General features: G+C 38.4%; 21 protein-coding genes. All 21 read right to left on the bottom strand.

Going from position 1 to position 20,232, the window contains the following annotated elements:
* Window positions 1-2: 2 nt before the first annotated feature.
* The 21 genes from NYE29_RS12825 to NYE29_RS12725 all read right to left on the bottom strand — a co-directional run bounded on the left by NYE29_RS12825 (window position 3) and on the right by NYE29_RS12725 (window position 20,220).
* The gene (locus NYE29_RS12825) at window positions 3-239 is read right to left on the bottom strand and encodes an acyl carrier protein (RefSeq protein WP_340896297.1); all 237 of its coding nucleotides are present in this window, start codon (window positions 237-239) and stop codon (window positions 3-5) included.
* Window positions 240-260: 21 nt separating this feature from the next.
* Window positions 261-1,250 carry a ketoacyl-ACP synthase III gene (locus NYE29_RS12820; RefSeq protein ID WP_340896296.1) on the bottom strand — a complete coding sequence of 330 codons (990 nt, stop codon included), beginning with the start codon at window positions 1,248-1,250 and terminating at the stop codon, window positions 261-263.
* 44 nt (window positions 1,251-1,294) lie between these two features.
* Window positions 1,295-2,428, bottom strand: a complete 1,134-nt coding sequence (rffA, locus tag NYE29_RS12815) for a dTDP-4-amino-4,6-dideoxygalactose transaminase (protein ID WP_340896295.1) — start codon at window positions 2,426-2,428, stop codon at window positions 1,295-1,297.
* A gap of 38 nt (window positions 2,429-2,466) precedes the next feature.
* Window positions 2,467-4,014 (bottom strand): glycosyltransferase family 4 protein, encoded by a 1,548-nt coding sequence (locus tag NYE29_RS12810; protein WP_340896294.1) that lies wholly within the window; start codon window positions 4,012-4,014, stop codon window positions 2,467-2,469.
* Window positions 4,015-4,062: 48 nt separating this feature from the next.
* Complete coding sequence (gene pseC / locus NYE29_RS12805) at window positions 4,063-5,205, bottom strand: UDP-4-amino-4,6-dideoxy-N-acetyl-beta-L-altrosamine transaminase (RefSeq protein ID WP_340899702.1); 1,143 nt, start codon at window positions 5,203-5,205, stop codon at window positions 4,063-4,065.
* Between the two features lie 75 nt (window positions 5,206-5,280).
* Window positions 5,281-6,228 (bottom strand): GDP-mannose 4,6-dehydratase, encoded by a 948-nt coding sequence (locus tag NYE29_RS12800; RefSeq protein WP_340899701.1) that lies wholly within the window; start codon window positions 6,226-6,228, stop codon window positions 5,281-5,283.
* Between the two features lie 51 nt (window positions 6,229-6,279).
* Window positions 6,280-7,005 carry a glycosyltransferase family protein gene (locus NYE29_RS12795; protein ID WP_340896293.1) on the bottom strand — a complete coding sequence of 242 codons (726 nt, stop codon included), beginning with the start codon at window positions 7,003-7,005 and terminating at the stop codon, window positions 6,280-6,282.
* 23 nt (window positions 7,006-7,028) lie between these two features.
* The gene (gene pseI / locus NYE29_RS12790) at window positions 7,029-8,090 is read right to left on the bottom strand and encodes a pseudaminic acid synthase (RefSeq protein WP_445322163.1); all 1,062 of its coding nucleotides are present in this window, start codon (window positions 8,088-8,090) and stop codon (window positions 7,029-7,031) included.
* Window positions 8,077-9,609, bottom strand: a complete 1,533-nt coding sequence (pseG, locus tag NYE29_RS12785; RefSeq protein ID WP_340896292.1) for a UDP-2,4-diacetamido-2,4,6-trideoxy-beta-L-altropyranose hydrolase — start codon at window positions 9,607-9,609, stop codon at window positions 8,077-8,079. The genes pseI and pseG overlap by 14 nt, the downstream gene beginning before the upstream one ends.
* A 71-nt stretch (window positions 9,610-9,680) precedes the next feature.
* Complete coding sequence (locus NYE29_RS12780) at window positions 9,681-10,694, bottom strand: UDP-N-acetylglucosamine 4,6-dehydratase family protein (protein ID WP_340896291.1); 1,014 nt, start codon at window positions 10,692-10,694, stop codon at window positions 9,681-9,683.
* A gap of 1 nt (window position 10,695) precedes the next feature.
* A complete protein-coding gene (locus NYE29_RS12775) occupies window positions 10,696-12,489 on the bottom strand; it encodes a motility associated factor glycosyltransferase family protein (RefSeq protein ID WP_340896290.1) in 1,794 nt (597 codons plus the stop codon).
* A gap of 123 nt (window positions 12,490-12,612) precedes the next feature.
* On the bottom strand, window positions 12,613-12,957 hold the full coding sequence (locus tag NYE29_RS12770; RefSeq protein ID WP_340896289.1) for a hypothetical protein: 345 nt from the start codon (window positions 12,955-12,957) through the stop codon (window positions 12,613-12,615).
* Complete coding sequence (gene fliS / locus NYE29_RS12765; protein WP_340896287.1) at window positions 12,947-13,339, bottom strand: flagellar export chaperone FliS; 393 nt, start codon at window positions 13,337-13,339, stop codon at window positions 12,947-12,949. Before fliS ends, NYE29_RS12770 begins: the two co-directional genes overlap by 11 nt.
* A gap of 18 nt (window positions 13,340-13,357) precedes the next feature.
* Window positions 13,358-14,884 carry a flagellar filament capping protein FliD gene (gene fliD, locus NYE29_RS12760; RefSeq protein ID WP_340896285.1) on the bottom strand — a complete coding sequence of 509 codons (1,527 nt, stop codon included), beginning with the start codon at window positions 14,882-14,884 and terminating at the stop codon, window positions 13,358-13,360.
* Window positions 14,885-14,895: 11 nt separating this feature from the next.
* A complete protein-coding gene (locus NYE29_RS12755; RefSeq protein ID WP_340896283.1) occupies window positions 14,896-15,270 on the bottom strand; it encodes a flagellar protein FlaG in 375 nt (124 codons plus the stop codon).
* 163 nt (window positions 15,271-15,433) lie between these two features.
* Window positions 15,434-16,201 carry a flagellin N-terminal helical domain-containing protein gene (locus NYE29_RS12750; RefSeq protein ID WP_340896281.1) on the bottom strand — a complete coding sequence of 256 codons (768 nt, stop codon included), beginning with the start codon at window positions 16,199-16,201 and terminating at the stop codon, window positions 15,434-15,436.
* A 222-nt stretch (window positions 16,202-16,423) separates the two neighbouring features.
* Window positions 16,424-16,657 carry a carbon storage regulator CsrA gene (gene csrA / locus NYE29_RS12745; protein WP_340896280.1) on the bottom strand — a complete coding sequence of 78 codons (234 nt, stop codon included), beginning with the start codon at window positions 16,655-16,657 and terminating at the stop codon, window positions 16,424-16,426.
* Complete coding sequence (gene fliW, locus NYE29_RS12740; protein ID WP_340896279.1) at window positions 16,657-17,106, bottom strand: flagellar assembly protein FliW; 450 nt, start codon at window positions 17,104-17,106, stop codon at window positions 16,657-16,659. The genes csrA and fliW overlap by 1 nt, the downstream gene beginning before the upstream one ends.
* An 85-nt stretch (window positions 17,107-17,191) precedes the next feature.
* Window positions 17,192-18,100, bottom strand: a complete 909-nt coding sequence (gene flgL / locus NYE29_RS12735; protein ID WP_340896277.1) for a flagellar hook-associated protein FlgL — start codon at window positions 18,098-18,100, stop codon at window positions 17,192-17,194.
* Window positions 18,101-18,121: 21 nt separating this feature from the next.
* On the bottom strand, window positions 18,122-19,702 hold the full coding sequence (gene flgK / locus NYE29_RS12730; protein ID WP_340896275.1) for a flagellar hook-associated protein FlgK: 1,581 nt from the start codon (window positions 19,700-19,702) through the stop codon (window positions 18,122-18,124).
* A gap of 17 nt (window positions 19,703-19,719) precedes the next feature.
* On the bottom strand, window positions 19,720-20,220 hold the full coding sequence (locus NYE29_RS12725) for a flagellar protein FlgN (RefSeq protein WP_340896273.1): 501 nt from the start codon (window positions 20,218-20,220) through the stop codon (window positions 19,720-19,722).
* Window positions 20,221-20,232: the final 12 nt, after the last annotated feature.

Here is a 20,232-nt window from a genome sequence, read left to right as displayed (position 1 = left end):
AATTAAGCTTCCAGCTTTCCTTCAAGCTTGGAAACAATATCGGAAAAAGTGACAATATTCTTTAATTCCTCAGAATTAAGCGTAAAATCAAAGTTTGTATCCAATACTGCATTTAAAGCCACTCTTGCCATGGAGTCCCATTCCTCAATTTCCTTAAGAACCGTATCCAATTCAATTGTTCCTGCAGGCACATCCAGCACTGCATTTTCCACTTCTTCAATAAATTCTTGTAATTTCATAACTAAATCCCTCCAAAAGTTTTATTTTATTATACTCCATTTAAAAGAACAGGCTGCCCATGAATAGCCTACTCCGAATCCAACTAACATAATTAAATCATTTTGTTGTAATTTGTGTGAATCTCTCTTTAGTGCAATAGGAATCGAAGATGATACAGTGTTGCCTATATCTTTTAATTGTATTGAAAACTTCTCGTTATTAATGTGCAACTTCTTTCGTAAATGTTCCAGCATGAATTGATTGGCTTGATGAAATACAAAATAGTCATAGTCTTCCATGCTTGTATCACTTTTAGCGTGTAATCTTTGGATTGCCTCTGGAATTTCTTTTAATGTAAAGTTGAAGATCTCAGGACCATTCATATACAAATCACAACGTGACCGTATGTTTCCGAAGGTATCCTCTGTCTCCTCTTTATTCAGGTTAGAGATAGGCTCCTTTAAGCCTCCTGCGGGAATGATGAGGTTTTCTGCACCTTTACCATCAGTACCAAATACAAAAGGTCCTAATCTAATCTCATCTTCTTCATGATGGGAAATCAGTGTAGCGGTTGCCGCATCACCGAATAAAACCTCAACACTTCGATCTTTTGGATTAACATGTTTACTATATGTATCACTTGTAAGTAGCAATACATTTCTTGCACTTCCGCTCTCAATGAGACCTTTTGCTATAGACAAACCATACACATATCCTGAACAACCCAAATTAAAATCGAATGCTCCACAACTTATCGGCAGTCCTAAACGTGCCTGAATAATACAAGAAGTGCTGGGCAAGATGTAGTCAGGGGATTGTGTGCAATAGATCAGAAAATCTATTTCTTGCCGTTCTACTACTCCCGAATCAAAAAGTTTTTTTGCTGCCATAACTGCCAAGTCAGAAGCAAACTCATCTACTTCTGCTATCCGTCGTTCGGAGATTCCTATTTTTTTCATTGTACGTTCATCATTGCTGACTATGATCTCTGGCAGGTAATATTCAATAGCCTTGATATAACTAACGTTCAACTTAATGATCACCTCCTTCCATTTGAAACCCCTTACCTTTTAGACTATCTTCTGTTAAAGAATGTATATATTAAATCGGTAATTTTCTTAATTTCATGAACTTGTATGTTATAGTACAACGGAAGTCTTAACAGCCTCTCACTTTCGCTAGTCGTATAGTTATCCTCGCCATAAAAATGAGAAAAGACTTTACCTGCCTTTGCTGAATGTAAGGGTATATAATGGAATATAGCAAGTGCACCGTTTTCTTTCATGAAAGAGAGCAGTTCTGTTCTCTCTTTTAAGTCGCTAACCTTAATATAAAACATGTGTGCATTATGTTTACATGCATCCGGAATTATTGGAATGCTAATAGATCCTTTTTTCTCTAGAGGAATAAGTTCAGTATAATACTGCGACCAGCTTCGCAGCCGATTATCATTTATCTTATCGGCATGCTCTAATTGAGCATACAAAAATGCTGCGTTGAGCTCACTTGGTAAGTAGGAAGATCCGATATCTACCCAAGTATACTTATCCACTTGTCCTCGAATGAACCTGGATCGATCTGTTCCCTTCTCTCTTATAATTTCAGCTCTTTCTACAAACTTGGCATCATTTAATACTATGGCTCCACCTTCTCCACAGTTATAATTCTTAGTCTCATGAAAGCTGTAACACCCTATATGGCCTATTGTACCCAAGTACTTATCATTGTACTTGCTCATCACACCCTGAGCTGCATCTTCAATGACGACTAAGTTATATTTGTTGGCGAGCGTCATTATCTTGTTCATTTCACATGAAACACCTGCATAGTGAACTGGTACAATTGCTCTAGTCTTAGAGGTAATAGCTGCCTCAATTAAATTTTCGTCAATATTCATGGTATCTGGACGGATATCTACAAATACTATTTTCGCCCCTCTCATTACAAAGGCATTTGCTGATGATACAAAGGTATACGAAGGCATAATAACTTCATCACCAGGTCCAATCTCAGCTAAAATAGCAGCCATCTCTAAAGCGTGTGTACAAGAAGTAGTTAAGAGAACCTTTGTTGCGTCAAACTTGTTTTCAAACCATTTATTACAAAGACCTGTATATTCGCCATCCCCAGAGAGTTTTCTCTTTTGCAAAGCATCTTGTATATACTCATGTTCTTTTCCAGTTATCCCCGGGATATTAAATGGTATCATTTAACATACTCCTTCATGTGACAAGTCTCTTTCCATTATTAATGGAACGCAGATGACTTTCTCATCTCATTGACAAGATTCGATAAAACTCTACTGGAGTCAAAGATCTCATCAGCTCTTCTCAAAGCAGCTTCCCGCTCTAACTCTCTAAACTCTTTCTGTTTCCAATTAACGAGATATTCTTCCACTTGATCTAAATTCTCGATATGATATTTGTCCGTTACAACATAAGATACATCCCCAAAGGGATATGTTAATACAGGAACTCCCCTGTATAAAGCATCTGCAGCTGAGGTCCCTCCGCCTGTACGTGGCGGATTTAAATAGATATCACAAATTGAAAAAACTGCTGAAAGATCTTTTTGATAACCCATAAGTATGGTTCGTTCCTTAAAGCTCTTGTATTTCCCTGCAATTCTCTCACTAATACTAAAATCTCCTATTATTGCAAGGCGTGCTTTCAAATTGTTCTCAAGCAATTTATTTAAAGACCCTATAAATTCTTCGGACATTTCTTCATTTAACCGGTTTCCAATTATCACTATTACATGATCATCCTCAGGGATACCCCAATCTGATCTATTAAATTCAATTTCTGTTTCTTTTGGCTTATAAGCTACTTCGCTCTCAATAACTTTGTCTATGGACTGGGTTAACTTGCTTATCACAGCGGTATCATCATTAGTAATTTTCTTTGGGAGTACAAGAAATGTACCTTCTGAGATCGGAATTTCAACCACGCAAGGTATTGTAACTACTGGAACAAAATTGGAACAAAGATCCGCAATTACGTTGGAACCTCCAATAGATAAGATGAATTCCGGCTTCAATTCCATTACAGTCTTTAAAACAGAATCCATCTCTTCACCGCTGGGCATCTCTTCAACAAATTGATAAAAGGGAATTTCAATATCCTGATAGGTAAGAATATTTCTGTTAATAAACTCATTTATATATTGCCATAATTGTGGTGAGTAATATGGAAGGCACATACTTCTAGGCATATTAGCAGCATTTATCAGTAACACTTTCTTATTATAATTTTTAATAAGTGTATAGCAATTTTCTAAAGCAATTTGCGTAGGAGCGTGCTGCAGCGACGTCAATTGGCCAGTCATAACGATAACTAACCCTTGATCCCTCTCGTCCGAAGGAATCCAATTGTTTTCCTGCTGAATCTGCTCATTAAAAAAACTAAACATTTGAGCATATATCTTCCGCATCCGAATCTGATTAATCTTCGTATTTAATTTGGGTGACACAAACATAGTTCTGGTTAGCTGCCAGTACAAGAAGTTGTACTCATTGGTATCAATTTCAGGATTGCTCTCTAAATGAGACATTAATTTGTTCAAGTATTTTTCTTCTCTAGAGTAATCTAGTAAAAAGGAAAGAATATAGCACTCTAACTTCCAGTGCATTGACTTTGAACTATCATCTATCACAGCAATAATATCGATCAGTGCATAATCCTTTTCAGAGTTCCTTATTTCAAAAAACGCCTTTTCTAACTGTTTAACACTTTGTCCTATTGAAAGGTCGGAGTTATAAACTAAATCTTTTAGAATTTCACTTGTGAGATTCATAATATCTCCTTAAACTTTGAATATAATTATTCACCAAAAATGACATCTTCATGAAAATCTTTTGGATATTTTCACAATAGCTGCTACTACATCATCCACATCGCTATTGCTCATTTTTGGAAATAAAGGTAACGTTATTGCAGTTTCATAATAATGCTCTGCATTTTCACACAAACCTGGCTGATATCCCATTTTTTTATAAAAAGGTTGGAGATAAACTGGAATATAATGTACATTTACGCCGATTCCTTCTGCACGCAAAGCCTCAAACCATTCCCGACGGCTTCCTTGAGAAGATGTAGGTAGAATACGTATAACGTAGAGATGCCAGCTGGACTCTGCTTTAGGATGCTGCGTCGGAATTATAACTCCTGGTAAATTACTTAGCCGTTTATTGTACATTGATACAATCTCACGTCTTCTTGCAATGAAACTATCTAATTTATCCATCTGACTTACACCTAGTGCAGCTTGTAAATCCGTCATTCTGTAATTATATCCCAATTCTTGCATCTCATGGTACCAGGGTCCGTCATTCTTAGTCATTTCTCCCGGAATCTTAGTCACCCCATGGCTGCGAAATAGCATAAGCTTACGATAATACTCTTCATTATCGGTTGTGATAATGCCCCCCTCACCTGTTGTTACATGCTTAACAGGATGGAAGCTAAACATTGTCATATCCGCCCATGAACCAATCTTTCGCCCCCCGAAACTAGCTCCAAGAGAATGGGCTGCATCTTGAATGAGCACCAGTTGCCGATCACGAGCAAGCATTGAAATCCGATCAATTTCTACAGGCTGCCCCGTGAAGTCTACAGCTATAATCGCCTTTGTCCGTTCTGTAATTTTCAATTCTATCTTTGCTGGATCTACGTTATACGTATTCATGTCAATATCTGCAAACACCGGGGTCGCGCCCTGGTAGAGTACACAATTACTGCTGGCCAAAAAAGTAATGGGTGTAGTAATCACTTCATCCTCTTCCCCGATCCCAGCAGCAAAACAAGCTCCATGAAGCGCAGCAGTTCCATTTGTGAAAGCAACAGCATACTTAGCTCCTACATACGCAGCAACCTTATTCTCAAACGCTTCGATAGCAGGCCCTTGGGTAATCATATCTCCCTTAAGTACTTCTACAACAGCTTCAATATCCTGTTCGTCAATCCATTGCTGTCCATATGGCAACATCGTTGAGCGAACCGGATTGGTAGAAAATCCATTAGATTTATCAGACACTAAGTCTCCCCCTTGAGCTTTTTTATTTTAATCAAGACCTCCAGACTTAATCCATTCGGTAGTACGTGCAATTCCTTCTTCCAAACTAATTTCCGGCTCCCAATTCAGCAGAAGCTTGGCCTTCGACGAATTACATAGTAACTTCTGAATTTCGCTCTGCGGATGAATATGTTCTTTATGCTTAATTCGCGATGAATCTCCTGCAATAAGCAGTGCCAAATCATTAATTGCAATATCCCGTCCTAATCCAGCATTTACAATCTCACCGTTTACTGTATCGGAGAAACCTGCCGCTGTTACAAACTTAGCACAGTCCTCTACATACAAAAGATCACGAGTTTGCGTACCTTCTCCATAAATATTAAGATCCTTACCACTCAATTGATTTTTAATGAAGATCGCAACTACTCCGCCTTCTCCACCTGTCTTTTGGAACGGTCCGTAAGTATTAAAGGGACGTATTACCACCGTAGGCAGATTATAAGCATAAAAATACGAGAGAACCATATTCTCGGCGGCAACCTTTGCGCCAGCATAAGGGGAGGCTGGCTTTGTAGGATGTAGCTCTGATATACCGTCTCCTTTGCTGCATTGGTCGTATACCATACAGGTGCTCATAAATACCACTTTAGTACGATATTTACGGCATTGCTCCAGAATATTAAATGTGCCTACAGTGTCGTTATTAAATGTGGTGGATGGATTATCAATGGAATCCTGTACATTAATTGAAGCGCCCAAATGGTAGCATACTTCAAAATTGTTTTCACTAAACAAATGACTTAAAAGAGCAACATCTAGGATTGTTCCATTAATAAATTGATGTAAACACGCATGTTCGCGGAATTCCTCAATATTTTCTTCTCGACCATTAGATAGGTCGTCTATAATCCATAACTGATGCCCTTCGTCCAATAACCTCTTTGCAACCCAACGACCGATAAAACCGGCTCCTCCAGTAAGTAAAATATTTATTATCCCCACTCCTTTTAGATATACATGATTACCTACAAACTTAATTAATTTTTAAATTACAGGTTTTTGTTCGATGTGTGCATTAATCTCAGATACCTTGGGAGAATTCAAAAGATATTGAATCACTTCTGCAGAGCTAATTGTTTTATTATCCACAAACTTTTCTGCTATCAATTGGCAAACCTCATAATCCTCAGGGGTATCCACTGTTATTCTTAATTGAGGGTGATCTAAATATTTAGGTAACTTTAACGAGACACAGGTGAAATTTTCTTTGTTTTCGTAGGCATAATAAGTGACATGTTCACGATGCCTAGACTCAGTCCCTTGAAGATTAACCTTTTCCAATGCTTGTAAGGAAATCACTTCAACAGCCAACCCACGGGGTATCTGCCCCTCATATAACAATATATCGGATGGATTAGTTACCATAGCTTCAATCATTAAACTGGCTAACTCATAATCTACGAATGGGCAATCAGCTGTTACTCGTAATATATAATCGGATTTATAGTTTTGAGCACATACATAGTACCGTTCTAATACATCCTCTTCCGAACCACGAAAACAACTCACACCATTTAATTTACACCAGTTTTCAATATCATCATCCTGTTTCAAAATTGAAGTAGCGACTACCACTTGCGTAACTTTTTGAATCTTCTGACAGCGAGTAACAACGTAATCAAGAATACAAGTATCACCAAGCGGCATTAACACCTTACCTGGGAGACGGGTAGATCCCATACGAGCTTGAATAATGGCAACAAAGTTCATCATGCACCCCAATTTTTAGTATACTAGATTAAATCCCAAGTTATTGGTGTCCCTTTTGGGATATCCACCACAGCAGTTCTATCCATTACCATATCTAAAAATTTTGGCGGGAGGCCATAACCAGGCCTAATTATTTTAATATTTTCCATACTAATCTTTTCACCGCTTTTTATATTTTCAGATGCATAAATAGATCTTCTTAATTTTCTTGAATCCTTTTCACTTTCGGTAGCACCATAGGAAATCTGACCTATAGACTGCCATGCCTTTATAGTTTCTTCAACTAAACTTTTCATTTCGTGAGGTTCCATAGAAAAAACAGAATCCACACCGCCATCTGCTCTTGATAATGTAAAATGTTTCTCGATTACGGTCGCCCCCAGAACAACGCTTGCTATCGATACTCCAATTCCCAAAGTGTGATCAGACAATCCTACTTCACAATTAAATAGGTGTTTCATGTGTGGGATAGTTGCAAGATTTGAATTAGTAGGCTCTGCGGGGTAAGTGCTAGTACATTTTAATAGTACTAACTGTTCACACCCTGACTCTCTAAGAGTCTGTACTGCCTCATCCAATTCAGCAGCAGACGCCATACCTGTAGACATAATTATAGGCTTACCAGTAGCAGCCACCTTTTTAATCAGTGGAAGATCTGTATTCTCAAAAGAGGCAATCTTATATGCAGGTACCTCTAACGTTTCTAGAAAATCTACTGCTGACTCATCAAAAGGTGAACTAAAGACAATGAGACCTAATTCTTTACACTTCTTAAAGATCTCTGAATGCCATTCCCACGGAGTGTATGCTTGTTTATACAAATTGTATAATGAATTCCCTTTCCATAAGCTTTTCTCCTCACTAATCATAAAGTCTGAGGAGTCAACATTAAGTGTCATTGTATCAGCAGTATACGTTTGCAACTTAATAGCGTCCACTCCTGTTTTTGCAGCTGCCTCTACAATGGCCAACGCTCGTTCTAAAGACTGATTATGATTTCCAGACATCTCTGCGATGATAAATGGTTTATATCCCTTCCCAATTACTCTGCCATCAATAATTATATTCATGTCATCTTTCCTCATCTTCTAACCTTCTTTTAAACAATTTTTTTTGCATCTTTATAAATTCATTATCATTGCTACATTGTTTATAACCTGCTTTTAAAAATACCCTTATTGAAGCTGTATTCTCTGTTCTTATCAGGGCATGTAAAGTATGAATCCTGCGATCCCACTTTATTACTGTAGTTTCAAGCTCTTTTAATATTTTCAGAGCATTCCCTTTGTTTCGATGCTCCTTTGCCACATTTAGACTAACAATAGCACTATCGCCATCTTTATCCAGTCTCACCACTGCAATCTTTAATTCTCCATCCCAAGCAATCATCAATTTTCTTTTTAACATTGATTTACTTTGTTCTACCCATTTGACATGCTCACTATAGGGTATCTCATCAGTATGAACTGAATTGGACCTTGATTCCGCATCATTCCGGCATTCCCACATCCATAAAATTTCATTCCGCCCTACATCTCGTAGCACTAGGGAATTCTGCTTCATGCTTAATAGATCCACTACCTTCGATACCCCCTTACCATCAATTATCATTCTTGCTTTTTGCCTAGCGCTTTGAAGCCACGATTTTGAATGAATTATACTTTCAAATATCTGTCTAATATCTTCCTCTGTTACAAATTGATGAAAGCCTAAATACTTATCTATATCCATTAAATGACCTTGCTGAGCAATTTTCAGTTGGTTATCCGCTATAGCTATGACTATTCCGGGCAAACCCAGACAATATCTTTCCCAGGTCATACTTCCACCTGCGCAGATTGCTAAATCACAAGAAGCCATTTCTAATGCAACTGAGCTGGGTTGGATTAAGAATTGCAGTTTATTATTTTTCTCATATAAATTTGTTAGTTCCTTTATATGAGGATTCGTCTTTCCTAAGATAATTTTAACGTTACTAATATCGTTTAGACAGGGTTCTAAAGCTCTGATCGTTTTTAGTGTTTCATTCGTAGGATCCGTTCCGCCAAAACAAACCAAAACATTTTGTACATGTTCTCCGTTACTATTTATGGTTTGCCTCACATCGAAAAACTCTCTCCTAAGTAAAGCATACGATGGTCCTAAGAGTTTTATTGCTGATTTAGGAATTAACCTGTTATATTCAATCTCTTTAGTTTTGTCTAGCCCAGAATCCAGTAAAATATTACAATCGTGAAATCTATCAGCTAGATCATCAATGACCAAAATATTATTAAACAAGCTTCTAAGGTGGGATTCAAACCTGTAATCCAGAGAATAATGATCTATAATTAACCAATCTTCATTTGTTAGTCTATAGTCCTTATTGATAAGTTGGATAATAAGCTCTGATTCCAAAGCACTTCCCAAGAGTAATGGGGTTTCAATTTGGATAATTGAGCAACCCTGCATATTAATTAATTCAGAAACAAATGGGTTAAGCTCTCTACTGATGAATATCACTTCATGCTTTTGTTCAATGAGTTCTGAACTTAATGCTAGACATCTCATAACATGTCCTATACCTAATTTCTCCGATGCATCTGCACGAATAAAATACTTCATCAAATAACTTCCTTTGATTTATTCTGTTCCTGTAGCTGTTTTAAAACAATTCAAACGTATCATTTATCACCTTACATTATTTGCTCTGTAATCAACCAATCTTTTATTTGATCTTTTTTAATAATTTGGGCTTCATTAGGAAAAGGTTTCTCTAGAACTTTATCACTCTCTCTCCAATAATTAGAATTATTCTTCCCATGTTGCGGGATAATGTACATATCAAATGTCTCATAAGCAATTACTGCCTCATCATCTGTCATTAGCTCTTCAAACCTTTTTTCACCGGGACGAAGTCCTATTACATCAATAATAATTTCTTCTGTAATTCCATATCTTATCTTAGCGTCTTCTATAAGAACTTCTGCTAATTCACCAATTTTTATTAGTGGCATTTTTAACACAAATACTTCTCCACCTAATGCCATCTCATTAGCTTTAAGTATAAGTTCAATAGCTTGAAAAGGAGTCATCATGTACCTTAACATATTTGGATCTGTCAGTGTAATCATACGCTTTTCGGAGATTTGCTTCTTAAATAATGGTATAACGGATCCTCTGGAACCCATTACATTTCCAAAGCGTACAGATGAAAATATTGTGGACTTTGCTCCTTTATGATACTCTGTAGCCGAAATTAAGCGCTCTGCTGTTAATTTAGTGGCACCATAAGTATTGGTGGGTGAAATAGCTTTATCTGTGCTTATAAACAATACCTTCTTCACTTTGTTTTCGATTGCCGCTTGAATAACATTCTGCGTCCCTATAACATTTGTTTGCACTGCTTCAAAAGGGTTGTATTCACATGCAGGAACATGTTTCATGGCTGCACAATGAAATACATAATCAATATCCTCCATGGCTCTGTTAAGACGTTGCTGATCTCTAACATCTCCAATTAGGAATCTTAAATGTTCTGAATCTTGTTTGAAATCTATACCCATTTCATATTGTTTGTGTTCGTCCCGGCTAAAGACACGTATAACCTTTGGGTTTTCCATTAATAGCCTTTGTATTAAGTGGCGGCCTATCGTACCTGTTCCACCAGTTACTAATATCCTCTTTCCACTATAAAGTCCCTCTTCCAAGTTATCTGCCCCCTTTATCGCATAATGCTTCAATTCTTCGCAAGGATTCTATAAACACATCTTCCAGGAAGGGAATTTCACTTTCAATTTGTTTAACCAGTGTTCCAAGATACTTTTCAATAAGATTACATTTTTGCACTAAGTTTTTCTCCAATATAATGGAGGGTAATTCCCTATCGTATTCCTGCAATTCTATCGGCAATAATGTCTCAATCAATGCTTCAAACCAAGGGCGGTTTACAACACCACCCCATACTTGCTCAATTTTCACGATTTTTCGCTGACATTTAAGAGGATTGGTACGACTTAGTTCTCTTATATCACTAAATAATTTTTTGAGTATTTTGAAATCCTTAATAATTCCAGAAAAATCACGTACGGTTGAAGAAATTCTATTTCCCACTTTTTCAAGAGCTTCATTATATTCAGCAAACTCTTTTTTATCAATTAAATTTTCAATTGCTCTTTGATCTATAATCTCTTCAGCTAATAGCTCATATACTTGCTCAATTGGTTTCCACAAAGTACCTTCAATTACAGCGCCATTACGAGTAGAGTTTATGAATTCTATATCAGGAAGAGATGAAATTAGATTCTCCAATCCGTCCTTCATGGACATAAAAGCCGAACTAGTAGCATTGTAATTTCCTTGAACACTTAATACCTTGTGATCAGAATTTTTCACCATAGAATTTAGTATATTAAGTTCACTATGACCAATACCATCAGCATAATACTTTTTATTCGGGAAGGAGAGATCCTGCCCCATCATGACAATCCTTTTAACTCCTAACCATACTGCCGCTTGTATAGCAGTTCCTGTCACTGTTGAGGTTGGTATGATCTCCGCTTCGTCGGTGTCTATACCCATAAAGTATTGTGCAACTTCATCATTTTTAACGACAGCGTGAATCTTGTGTTTATCTTTTTTATCTGAAATTCCATAATAAGATGATGAAACAAATAGAAAGGGAGCTTTTAAAGTAGCAGGATCCGCAAAAACTTTGTTATTAATTACTCCGCCATCTAAAAGAGTAGCTAAATGGGGTTCTATTCCATTCTTGACTAATGCTTGAATACTTGAACCAGCAGATATAATTAAAGCATGGGGTTTAATTCGCTTTACCCATTCAATATCCGCTTGCAAAGATGGGCCTGAAGCAATGATAACAGCTGTAGCATCTTCATAATCTTTATAGAATTCTCTAATACTTGGCGAAGACAGCATTCCTGCCATATGATACATACTGTTTCGGATCCAATCTCTACGAAATAAATTTCGTGTAAGTTTGTTTGAATCAAACGTTTCAGAGTACTCTTGAAATTTCTTTTTTATATCTTGAAGAGAATCTACGTTGCGTTCCAGGTAATGTCTTAACGCTACAAAAGCCATATCTTTACGCAAGTGTGTAGAAATAGAATAAAATAAAGCTTTTAACTGTGCTTTACCAACTGCTAAAAAATATAAATTTGGATGCTCCAGTATCAGCGTTAAATCCATCGTATTCAAACTATCGTGGAAATTCTCTTCATTTGGTTCGTATACAAATAATAAACGATCTGGATACATTTCCACTAAATCAGCTATGCTTATACCTTGTCCAAATCCATACAAAAGAATAATACTTAAGTCACCTACCGAACCTCTTACAGCTTCAAGCCAATTCTCATCTTTTTCAACCGGTTCAGAATACTTAATTAATTCAATATCTTGCTCTTCTATATTAGATACTTTATCAGCAACATGAGGAAAACGTAGTCGTAACACTGCCTGGTTCTGTTGGAAATATGACACGGCGATACCACCATTCCGGATTAATTTATATTGTATATATCGGACTTTATCCCATAAGAATGAACCTTTTAAAAATGAAAACCCTCATCCATAAAATGGTTGAGGGTTTCATTTTATTTGTCCTTATTTACGATGATCTATGAATAGACTGTCTATTGAAAAAGATTGTTTGTATGCATTTTGTTGAACACGAACGGTACTTAGGTTTTGAAGCCATTCTCCAGCTTCATTCTTCAATTCATACATTCTATCCACAATAACTTGCTCATCTTTAAGCATCTGATCAATTATTTGTTTATCTTTGGAAGAAATCAATGATAGATAGGGCTTCATGGCGCTTACAATCTCTTCTTTCCGTTCTACAAATGCCACTAATTCATCTGTGTCCATTGCAGAAATATCACTTATTGCTTGTGCCGATATTCTTTGTAACTCTGTAAAAAGTAACTGGAAATGTTTATCTTCCATCTTGCACCGTATTTAATCCCTGTGACTTGCTGGCCTCAAACCAAGCTTCCCTAAGATCAATTAAATATTCTAAAACTTCTTCTGCCTGCCTATTTTTCTTATTTACATTTGCCTCAATCAATCTATGTTGCATATATTCGTACACTTTAAGCAAATCATTTGAAATAGGGAAATTATAATCCAAAGCTGAGATCAACTCATTAATAATAGCCTGTGCCTTGCAAAGGTTATTATTAGCTTTCTCATAATCTTTTTGTGAAATGCCATCCATGCCTAACTTCACAAAACGAATAGCACCATCATAAAGCATGATTAAAAGTTTTGGCTTAGATGCCGTCTGTGCCTGGGCTTGTTGATATTTTTGATACGGCGAGTTAATCAAATTTCCTCCCCCTTATTACTAAGAGCTTATTAGACTTGATGATATATTATTGTACTTACTTATGGCTGTTTCCATTGCTGTAAACTTTTTGTAATAGTTCGTTTCCCTCATTGTTAATTTAGCTGTAAGTTCGCTAATCCTTTTATCCAAGCTAGTCAGTGTTTCCCCCATCGTACTAGTACTCATGAATGATGCTGTTAAATCAGAGCTAAACTTAGATGTACCTGCAGTTTCAGCTAATTTCACAAGTGTTGAATTAGAGATTTTCTTCATACGCGCTAATATGCCATCATCTGATGTATATGTGTTATTCAAAGATGAAATTGAATAATTTTTTCCCAAAAAATCATTAATTATGTCTGGATTTTCTTCTAATGCTGTTTTCAGCTTATCCGTATTCAGACTTAATTTACCTTTAGTTTCATAGGTTCCCGTTGTTATACCCAACTGAGTAAAGTCTATTTTCGAACCATCAGCTAGCTGAACTCCTTCTACCATTGCTGTTCGCATGCTTGAGATTGCTGAGGCTAAAATACTATCATTTTTGAGCATTCCGCTCTTTGCCTTAGAGTCCCAAAGCTCAGCTTCGGAATCAGACATATCCTTTCTTTGTTCAGTAGTAAGAGGTGTGTACTTGGTATAACGTGCCTCACTAACTTTGCTATTCATAAAGGTCATAACTTCATTATATGCATCCACAAAACCTTTTACAGCAGAAACAAGTGTATCAACGTCTTTGTTCACTTCAATTTTAGTAGAGACCCCTCCACTGCCGCTATTAAGCGTCAGTTGAACGCCATTCATAGTAAAGCTGTTAGTCGAGCGGGTAATGTCCATGCCATTAACATTAAGCTTGGCATCTGCTCCTCCACTTAAAAATGAGCCGTCCAACTTTAAGGCTGTAAATACTGTTGCTCCAGCTCCATCTAACTTAATAGTATTGCCCTGTGCCCCAGTGCTCTTGCTTGTTATAGATACTTGACCAGTTGCAGAATCATACAGAGCTGATACACCAGCAGTTGTACTGTCATTGATCTTATTTACAAAAGAGCTTAAAGTTTCGGTCTGGGGATCTATTTCGATACTGGCGCCACCAATTGTAACTGCAACTTTGGCAGTACTATTGGAATCAATACCAGAACCAGTAATTGCTGATAGTTTTACATCTCCCCAATCAGTGGTTGTTGCATCACTTTTGGTAGGGGGAGCTGAGGATGTTATTCTAGCAGCCGTAGCCAATGAAGTAACTGTGATCTCAAGGGAACCACTAGCAGAGGGGGTAGCAATAGCACTAACAGAAGTTGTATTACCTGTCGTAGTAGCTTTTTGTGCACTGAGGGAGCTGCTTTTACTTAACGTATCTAATTTATCTTGTAGAAATGAGACCAGTTTAACACTGGTTTGACGATAGTTATCACGCTTCCACTCCATTAGCTGTTTTTGTTGGTTTAATTTATTAAGGGGGGCACTTTCTGCTGTCATTAATTTTTTCACTATAGAGTCAATATCCATCCCCGAAGCTAATCCGCTAATTCTTGTTACCATATAGCGCCTCCTTATACTTTTTTATCAACAATTATTCCTGTTATCTCCATCATCCGTGCTGCTAAATCCAGAATTTTTTCTGGTGGTACTTCGCGTATTAACTCGCCTGTCTCCTTGTTAAGTACTTTGATCATAATGGCATGCGTTTTTTCATGTACAGAGATCTCCAATGACTTTTGCGGCCCTTGGATTGCATCAATTGCCTTTTGCAGTTCTGCAACAACTTGTTCATGTGACTTTTGGCTATCCCCCGTACTCACAGATTGGGTTGTCTTCTGTGCTATAGAAGATGTCGGGTCATCACTCGTAACAGCATCTTTTTTTCCAAAACTCGGATGTTGTACCTGTGCACCTACTCCTGAACTGGTAGAAATCCATGAGTCCATATCTAATCCCTCGCTTGTCGCTAGATTATCTACATAATATTGTCCGGTTAGAAATCCCAAGCTGTTACTTTATATATCGGTCAACCTGTTGAAATGTTTATGGAATAACAAAAAAAAGACCCTGCAAATGCAGGATCTTTGAATGAAATGCTTAAAGTAAAAATTAACGAAGCAGGGACAATACGCCTTGTGGAGCGGAGTTGGCTTGTGCCAACATAGATTGGGATGCTTGCAGCAAGATGTTGTTCTTGGAGAGAGCAACCATTTCCTTAGCCATATCAGTATCACGGATACGGGATTCGGAGGCTGTCAAGTTCTCAACAGTAGTTCCCAGGTTGTTGGAAGTGTATTCCAGACGGTTTTGTACAGCACCGAGGTTAGCCCGTTGAGTTGCAACTTTTTCAATAGCAGTACTTACGTTAGTGAGTGTAGTTGTAGATTTAAGGCCAGTAAATCCACTTGTTGCTACACCAGTAATGGCAATTTTAAAGCTACTGTCATCAGCCTGTACACTAACATTAGAAGTAATTTTGATTCCGTTGAATGTAGTTTTAGACATGATGCTATCAATTTGCGAACCTAATTGATTCAATTCAGCATTGATATTAGATTTATCGCCAGCACCATAAGTACCATTGAGTTTTTGTACATTCAGTTCTTTCATACGAGTCAGCATGGAGGATACTTCGTTCATTGCACCTTCAGCTGTTTGAGCGAATGAGATACCGTCTTGAACGTTACGTTGTGCTTGTTCCAAACCGCGGATTTGACCACGCATTTTTTCGGAGATGGAGAGACCAGCAGCATCGTCAGCTGCGCGGTTGATTTTCAAACCTGAAGACAATTTCTCCATGTTCTTACTTGCTGCAGCATTATTCAGACCCATGTTACGGTGTGTGTTAAAAGCCGGTAGATTGTGATTGATAATCATTTGATATTTCCTCCCTGAAATGGTTTTATTCCCACATCCATGTGGTATTAGCGTCTTCACAGGTCGGCCGCCCTGAAGAATTACCGCTCTAAATTATATATCGACTTAACGGGTAGCATTGTTTATAGTCAATATCATTTTTTTCTTTGACTTTAGTAATTATTTTTAATCCGTAGAGGAATTCATACAAATCAATGCATACTTCTCAATCTCTGATGATTATTATTTGTTTGTTCCATCGAGATCTGACATAACATTCTTTATTTTTTCCAAATCCATAGCTGCACTTTGGTTATTCTGCTGGATAGCTTCAAAAATCTCTTTTCGATAGATATCAATATCCCTCGGAGCAGAGATTCCAACTTTTACGACGTCGCCTTCAACAGAGAGCACTGTAATCACGATATCATTCTGGATAACAATAGACTCCCCTTTTCTTCGTGTGAGCACCAGCATCAGGAATCACCGCCTTCACCATCTGTTTCAGACTCTGACCACAAAGGATGTTTAGTAGTATATATGGTATTCTGTAATACAATTTGTTTGGCTTTAAAAGATTCAACATTAAAGATAAGAGGGGCTAGCAAATTAATCGTTATCTTCTCTCGCTCACTATGCCATGTCACGATACAACGCACTGCAACTTGTTCGCGATTGTTGACTTCTATATCCAACATCGTATCATCAGACAGGGAAAATTCGTAATCTGGTATAAAATCAAATGGATTAACCGTAATAAAACTAATCTCTGGTTGGTCTATAGCGCTTAATAAGCTGAATACCTCGTTGTGCTCCTGAAGTAAAAACTCTTTCAACTGATCAAAACCTGGCAATCCTTTTGGAAATGAATATATGGGTGTTATAGTTAAATTTGCTCCCTCATGATGTACATGGTCTGATGTCATTCTCTCATCCTCCTTGGGATATTAACAAAAGAAGCTATGGACTGCTTTGTCCATAGCTTCTCATTTCGGTTTCAAAGAATCAAGTCTATCTCATAAAATCCATTAGCGATGGTTGTAATATTTGAGCTGAAGATTTTAAAGCAGCCTCATAAATAGTCTGAGCAGTTGTTGACTTAATTAACACTTCGGCAATATCTGCATCCTCTACCTTGGACTGCAGCGTAGTTAAATTTAAATTACGGTCATCTAACCGGGCCTGAACCAATTCCACTCGATTTGTCCTCGCTCCCACTTCAGACAGAGCAGACTGCATTTTATTAGTTCTCGAGTCCATATTAGCGGTTTGTGCGGCTACTTGTGACGTATCACCGCTTGCAAGTGCAGCTATTAAATCATCCATTACTTTATAAACGTTATCAGCATCCGTAGATTTCCCAAAAAAATCGTTACCTGGAGTATTCACTTGGAATGTCGATTGATCACCAATGGCATAATTAACCGAACCAGAATCCGTATCAATTTGAGAAAAACTCGTTACTGTGCCAGATAACTCATATGGAACCTTATCATAATTTTGACCATTAAAAATATACTTTCCTCTTATTTGAGAATTACCAATATTGCCCATTTGCTCTTTTAATTGTTGAATTTCCAACTTAATCGCATCTCGTCCAGATTGAGGTAGTGTTCCATTAGATCCTTGTATCGTTAATTCTTTCATCCTTTTCATCACATCTGTTGCCTGCTGCATGGTTGTATCGGTAAAATCAAGCCAGCTCACGGCTGCGTCAGCATTGCTCTGGAATTGTTCATTAGAAGCAAGCTCCGCTCTGTAACGAAGTGAGTATGTCACACCCACCGGGTCATCGGAAGGTTTATTGATCTTGCGGCCGGTGGAGGCCTGATTGGACAGATCACTTCTAGTGCTGTTATTTCTGTTCAGATTGCTGAGCGTCTGCATACTCATCATTCCTTGAGTTACGCGTATAGACATTGATGTACCTCCTTCCGTAGATTAGAGACCTACTCGGCCTGTTCCGTTAATTAGTTTGTTAAGGAGCTCATCAAACGTGGTCATGAACCGGGAAGCTGCGCTGTACGCATGCTGAAACTTGATCAGATCTGTCATTTCTTCATCCAGCGATACTCCACTGACTGAAGCACGATTCAACGCTACCTGCTCTGTCAGCTGTTCCGCATTCTTGGCTTGACGTTCAGCTTCCTGTGTCTGAACACCCAGTTCTCCTACTATAGAGCTGAAATAATCATCAACTGTGCCTGGTGTAGACAAAGCAGCTCCAAAGTCAAATTTGGCTGTCTTTAGTCCTGCCATAGCTAATGCCATATCGTTATTTCCGATAACAACCTTCTCGTTGGTGGTGCCAACCCCAGTGACACGCATGGATGTGGAGATTTTGTTAGGGTCGGTTGCAATTAACGGATTAAGCGTAATATTGCCCGCTGTGATTGCTCCACTATCTTTGGAAGTAAAGAGTGCGAGCCCCTTCTCCGGTGTTGTGCCGCTCACAGTGTAACCTAATTGCAGCAGTCCATTAATTCCTTTGACGGTTACTTTGGTGTCCGCTGTTATCGTCCGGTTATTATTCGCATTCGAATATGTAACAGGTGTGTTATTGGCTCCGGTATTCAGGACAGTACCTTCAGGTAAAACTGTTCCGGCAGGCAAGGTGATTTCAATGTCACCATTAGCAAGGGTATTGGCCAGTTGGTTCATCTGACTCTTATAATCGGTTACGTATTTATCCCTGGACATAAACATGCCATAGACTTCACCACCGGTAAGTGTCCCTCCATCATATGCGGCCTTTAGACCCTCCGCCGTTACTGCTGTTACCTGATCACCAGTCACAACCAATTGACCGCCCAATGTCACTTGATAGCCGTCACTGAGCTGGGTAACCTGAACATTGGCAAGCTTGGAGAGCTTGTCGATGGCCAAGTCCCGCTGGTCCCGGAGATCGTTAGGATTATCACCCAAGCCCTCAAGCTTGGTAATATTATTATTAAGATCTGCTACAGTCTGCAATAAAGAATTAATTTCTGTAGTTTTGAGAGAAACATTACTGGTCAGGTCAGAGGTCAAGGCATCCAATTGGGTGCTGATTTGATTCATTGCATCTGTAAGCGCCTGGGTCGTTTCTTTGATAATCTTACGGTTGGTAATATTCTCCGGGTCCTGACTTAGATCAGACCAGGCACTCCAGAAATTATCCAGAACCTTGCGAATACCAGTATCTGATGGCTCATTCACAATAGATTCAAGCTTTTGCAGGGTATCGAATTTGATATCCCAGCTGCCTGAATTTGAGCTTTCATTGCGGAATTGATCATCCAGAAAACTCTGTCTCACCCGTTCAATCGATGTGAATTCGACCCCGGCACCCATCTGACCGGCTGCTGTTGAGCGCAAGAATCCATAAGCTTCCATTGAAAGCGAGGCTTGCATCTTCACAACCTGTCTTGAGTAGCCTTCCGTATTTACGTTGGCGATGTTATGTCCTGTTGTATTTAACGCTGCCGTTTGTGTATTCAGGCTTCGTTTGGCGGTTTCAATACTGTGAAAAGTTGAAGTCATCTTTTACTCCTCCAAAATTAGGCCCGAGAATCAAAAAGTCCGGAGCGTTGCACCCCAGCTAATTTTCCCGCCGGATGATGATAAGTAGCTTCTGTCTCAGAATAATAAGACATGCTTTCAATCGAAAAATCTATATACGAGAGCGCTTGTTGCAGCAACTGCTGGTTCAGCGTATTTGCTTCTTTAAGCTTCTGCAAGGTTCCTGAAAGCTTCTTCTGGAGCTCCAGCAGTTTGTGTTTGTCTTCCAGATCAAACACGAGCCGGGATAGTTCGGTCAGATTGAGGTTCAGGTTGGAATTTATCCCGACCCCCCGCAAAAAAGCATACGCCGCTTGCCCCCGCTTTTCTTCCAGCTGTTCGATCAGCTTTAATTGCTTAGATTCCTTGTTGAGAATCTTGATAAGATCTTCTACCTTGTTTTCCTTAATGGTCTGCCTCTTGAAATCGGCCAGAGCAAGCATATGAACATGTACTTCATCCAGCCGTTCCAAGGATTCTAACAATGGTGTAAGTGTCATGGATGGGTTCAC

This window comes from Paenibacillus sp. FSL M7-1046 (assembly GCF_038007405.1).
Taxonomy (GTDB): Bacteria; Bacillota; Bacilli; order Paenibacillales; family Paenibacillaceae; genus Paenibacillus_AQ.
This window is presented reverse-complemented; position numbering and strand designations above follow the sequence as displayed.

Bases quoted from the DNA above. Each gene is read 5' to 3' on its own strand.
- NYE29_RS12770 (WP_340896289.1), bottom strand. From the start codon at position 12,957: ATGGAAGATAAACATTTCCAGTTACTTTTTACAGAGTTACAAAGAATA.
- NYE29_RS12825 (WP_340896297.1), bottom strand. From the start codon at position 239: ATGAAATTACAAGAATTTATTGAAGAAGTGGAAAATGCAGTGCTGGAT.
- flgL (WP_340896277.1), bottom strand. From the start codon at position 18,100: ATGTCTATACGCGTAACTCAAGGAATGATGAGTATGCAGACGCTCAGC.
- pseC (WP_340899702.1), bottom strand. From the start codon at position 5,205: ATGTTGCCATATGGACAGCAATGGATTGACGAACAGGATATTGAAGCT.
- rffA (WP_340896295.1), bottom strand. From the start codon at position 2,428: ATGATACCATTTAATATCCCGGGGATAACTGGAAAAGAACATGAGTAT.
- pseI (WP_445322163.1), bottom strand. From the start codon at position 8,090: ATGAGGAAAGATGACATGAATATAATTATTGATGGCAGAGTAATTGGG.
- pseG (WP_340896292.1), bottom strand. From the start codon at position 9,609: ATGAAGTATTTTATTCGTGCAGATGCATCGGAGAAATTAGGTATAGGA.
- NYE29_RS12725 (WP_340896273.1), bottom strand. From the start codon at position 20,220: ATGACACTTACACCATTGTTAGAATCCTTGGAACGGCTGGATGAAGTA.
- fliD (WP_340896285.1), bottom strand. From the start codon at position 14,884: ATGGTAACAAGAATTAGCGGATTAGCTTCGGGGATGGATATTGACTCT.
- fliW (WP_340896279.1), bottom strand. From the start codon at position 17,106: ATGACATCAGACCATGTACATCATGAGGGAGCAAATTTAACTATAACA.
- NYE29_RS12755 (WP_340896283.1), bottom strand. From the start codon at position 15,270: ATGGACTCATGGATTTCTACCAGTTCAGGAGTAGGTGCACAGGTACAA.
- NYE29_RS12795 (WP_340896293.1), bottom strand. From the start codon at position 7,005: ATGAACTTTGTTGCCATTATTCAAGCTCGTATGGGATCTACCCGTCTC.
- NYE29_RS12810 (WP_340896294.1), bottom strand. From the start codon at position 4,014: ATGAATCTCACAAGTGAAATTCTAAAAGATTTAGTTTATAACTCCGAC.
- flgK (WP_340896275.1), bottom strand. From the start codon at position 19,702: ATGACTTCAACTTTTCACAGTATTGAAACCGCCAAACGAAGCCTGAAT.
- csrA (WP_340896280.1), bottom strand. From the start codon at position 16,657: ATGCTGGTGCTCACACGAAGAAAAGGGGAGTCTATTGTTATCCAGAAT.
- NYE29_RS12750 (WP_340896281.1), bottom strand. From the start codon at position 16,201: ATGATTATCAATCACAATCTACCGGCTTTTAACACACACCGTAACATG.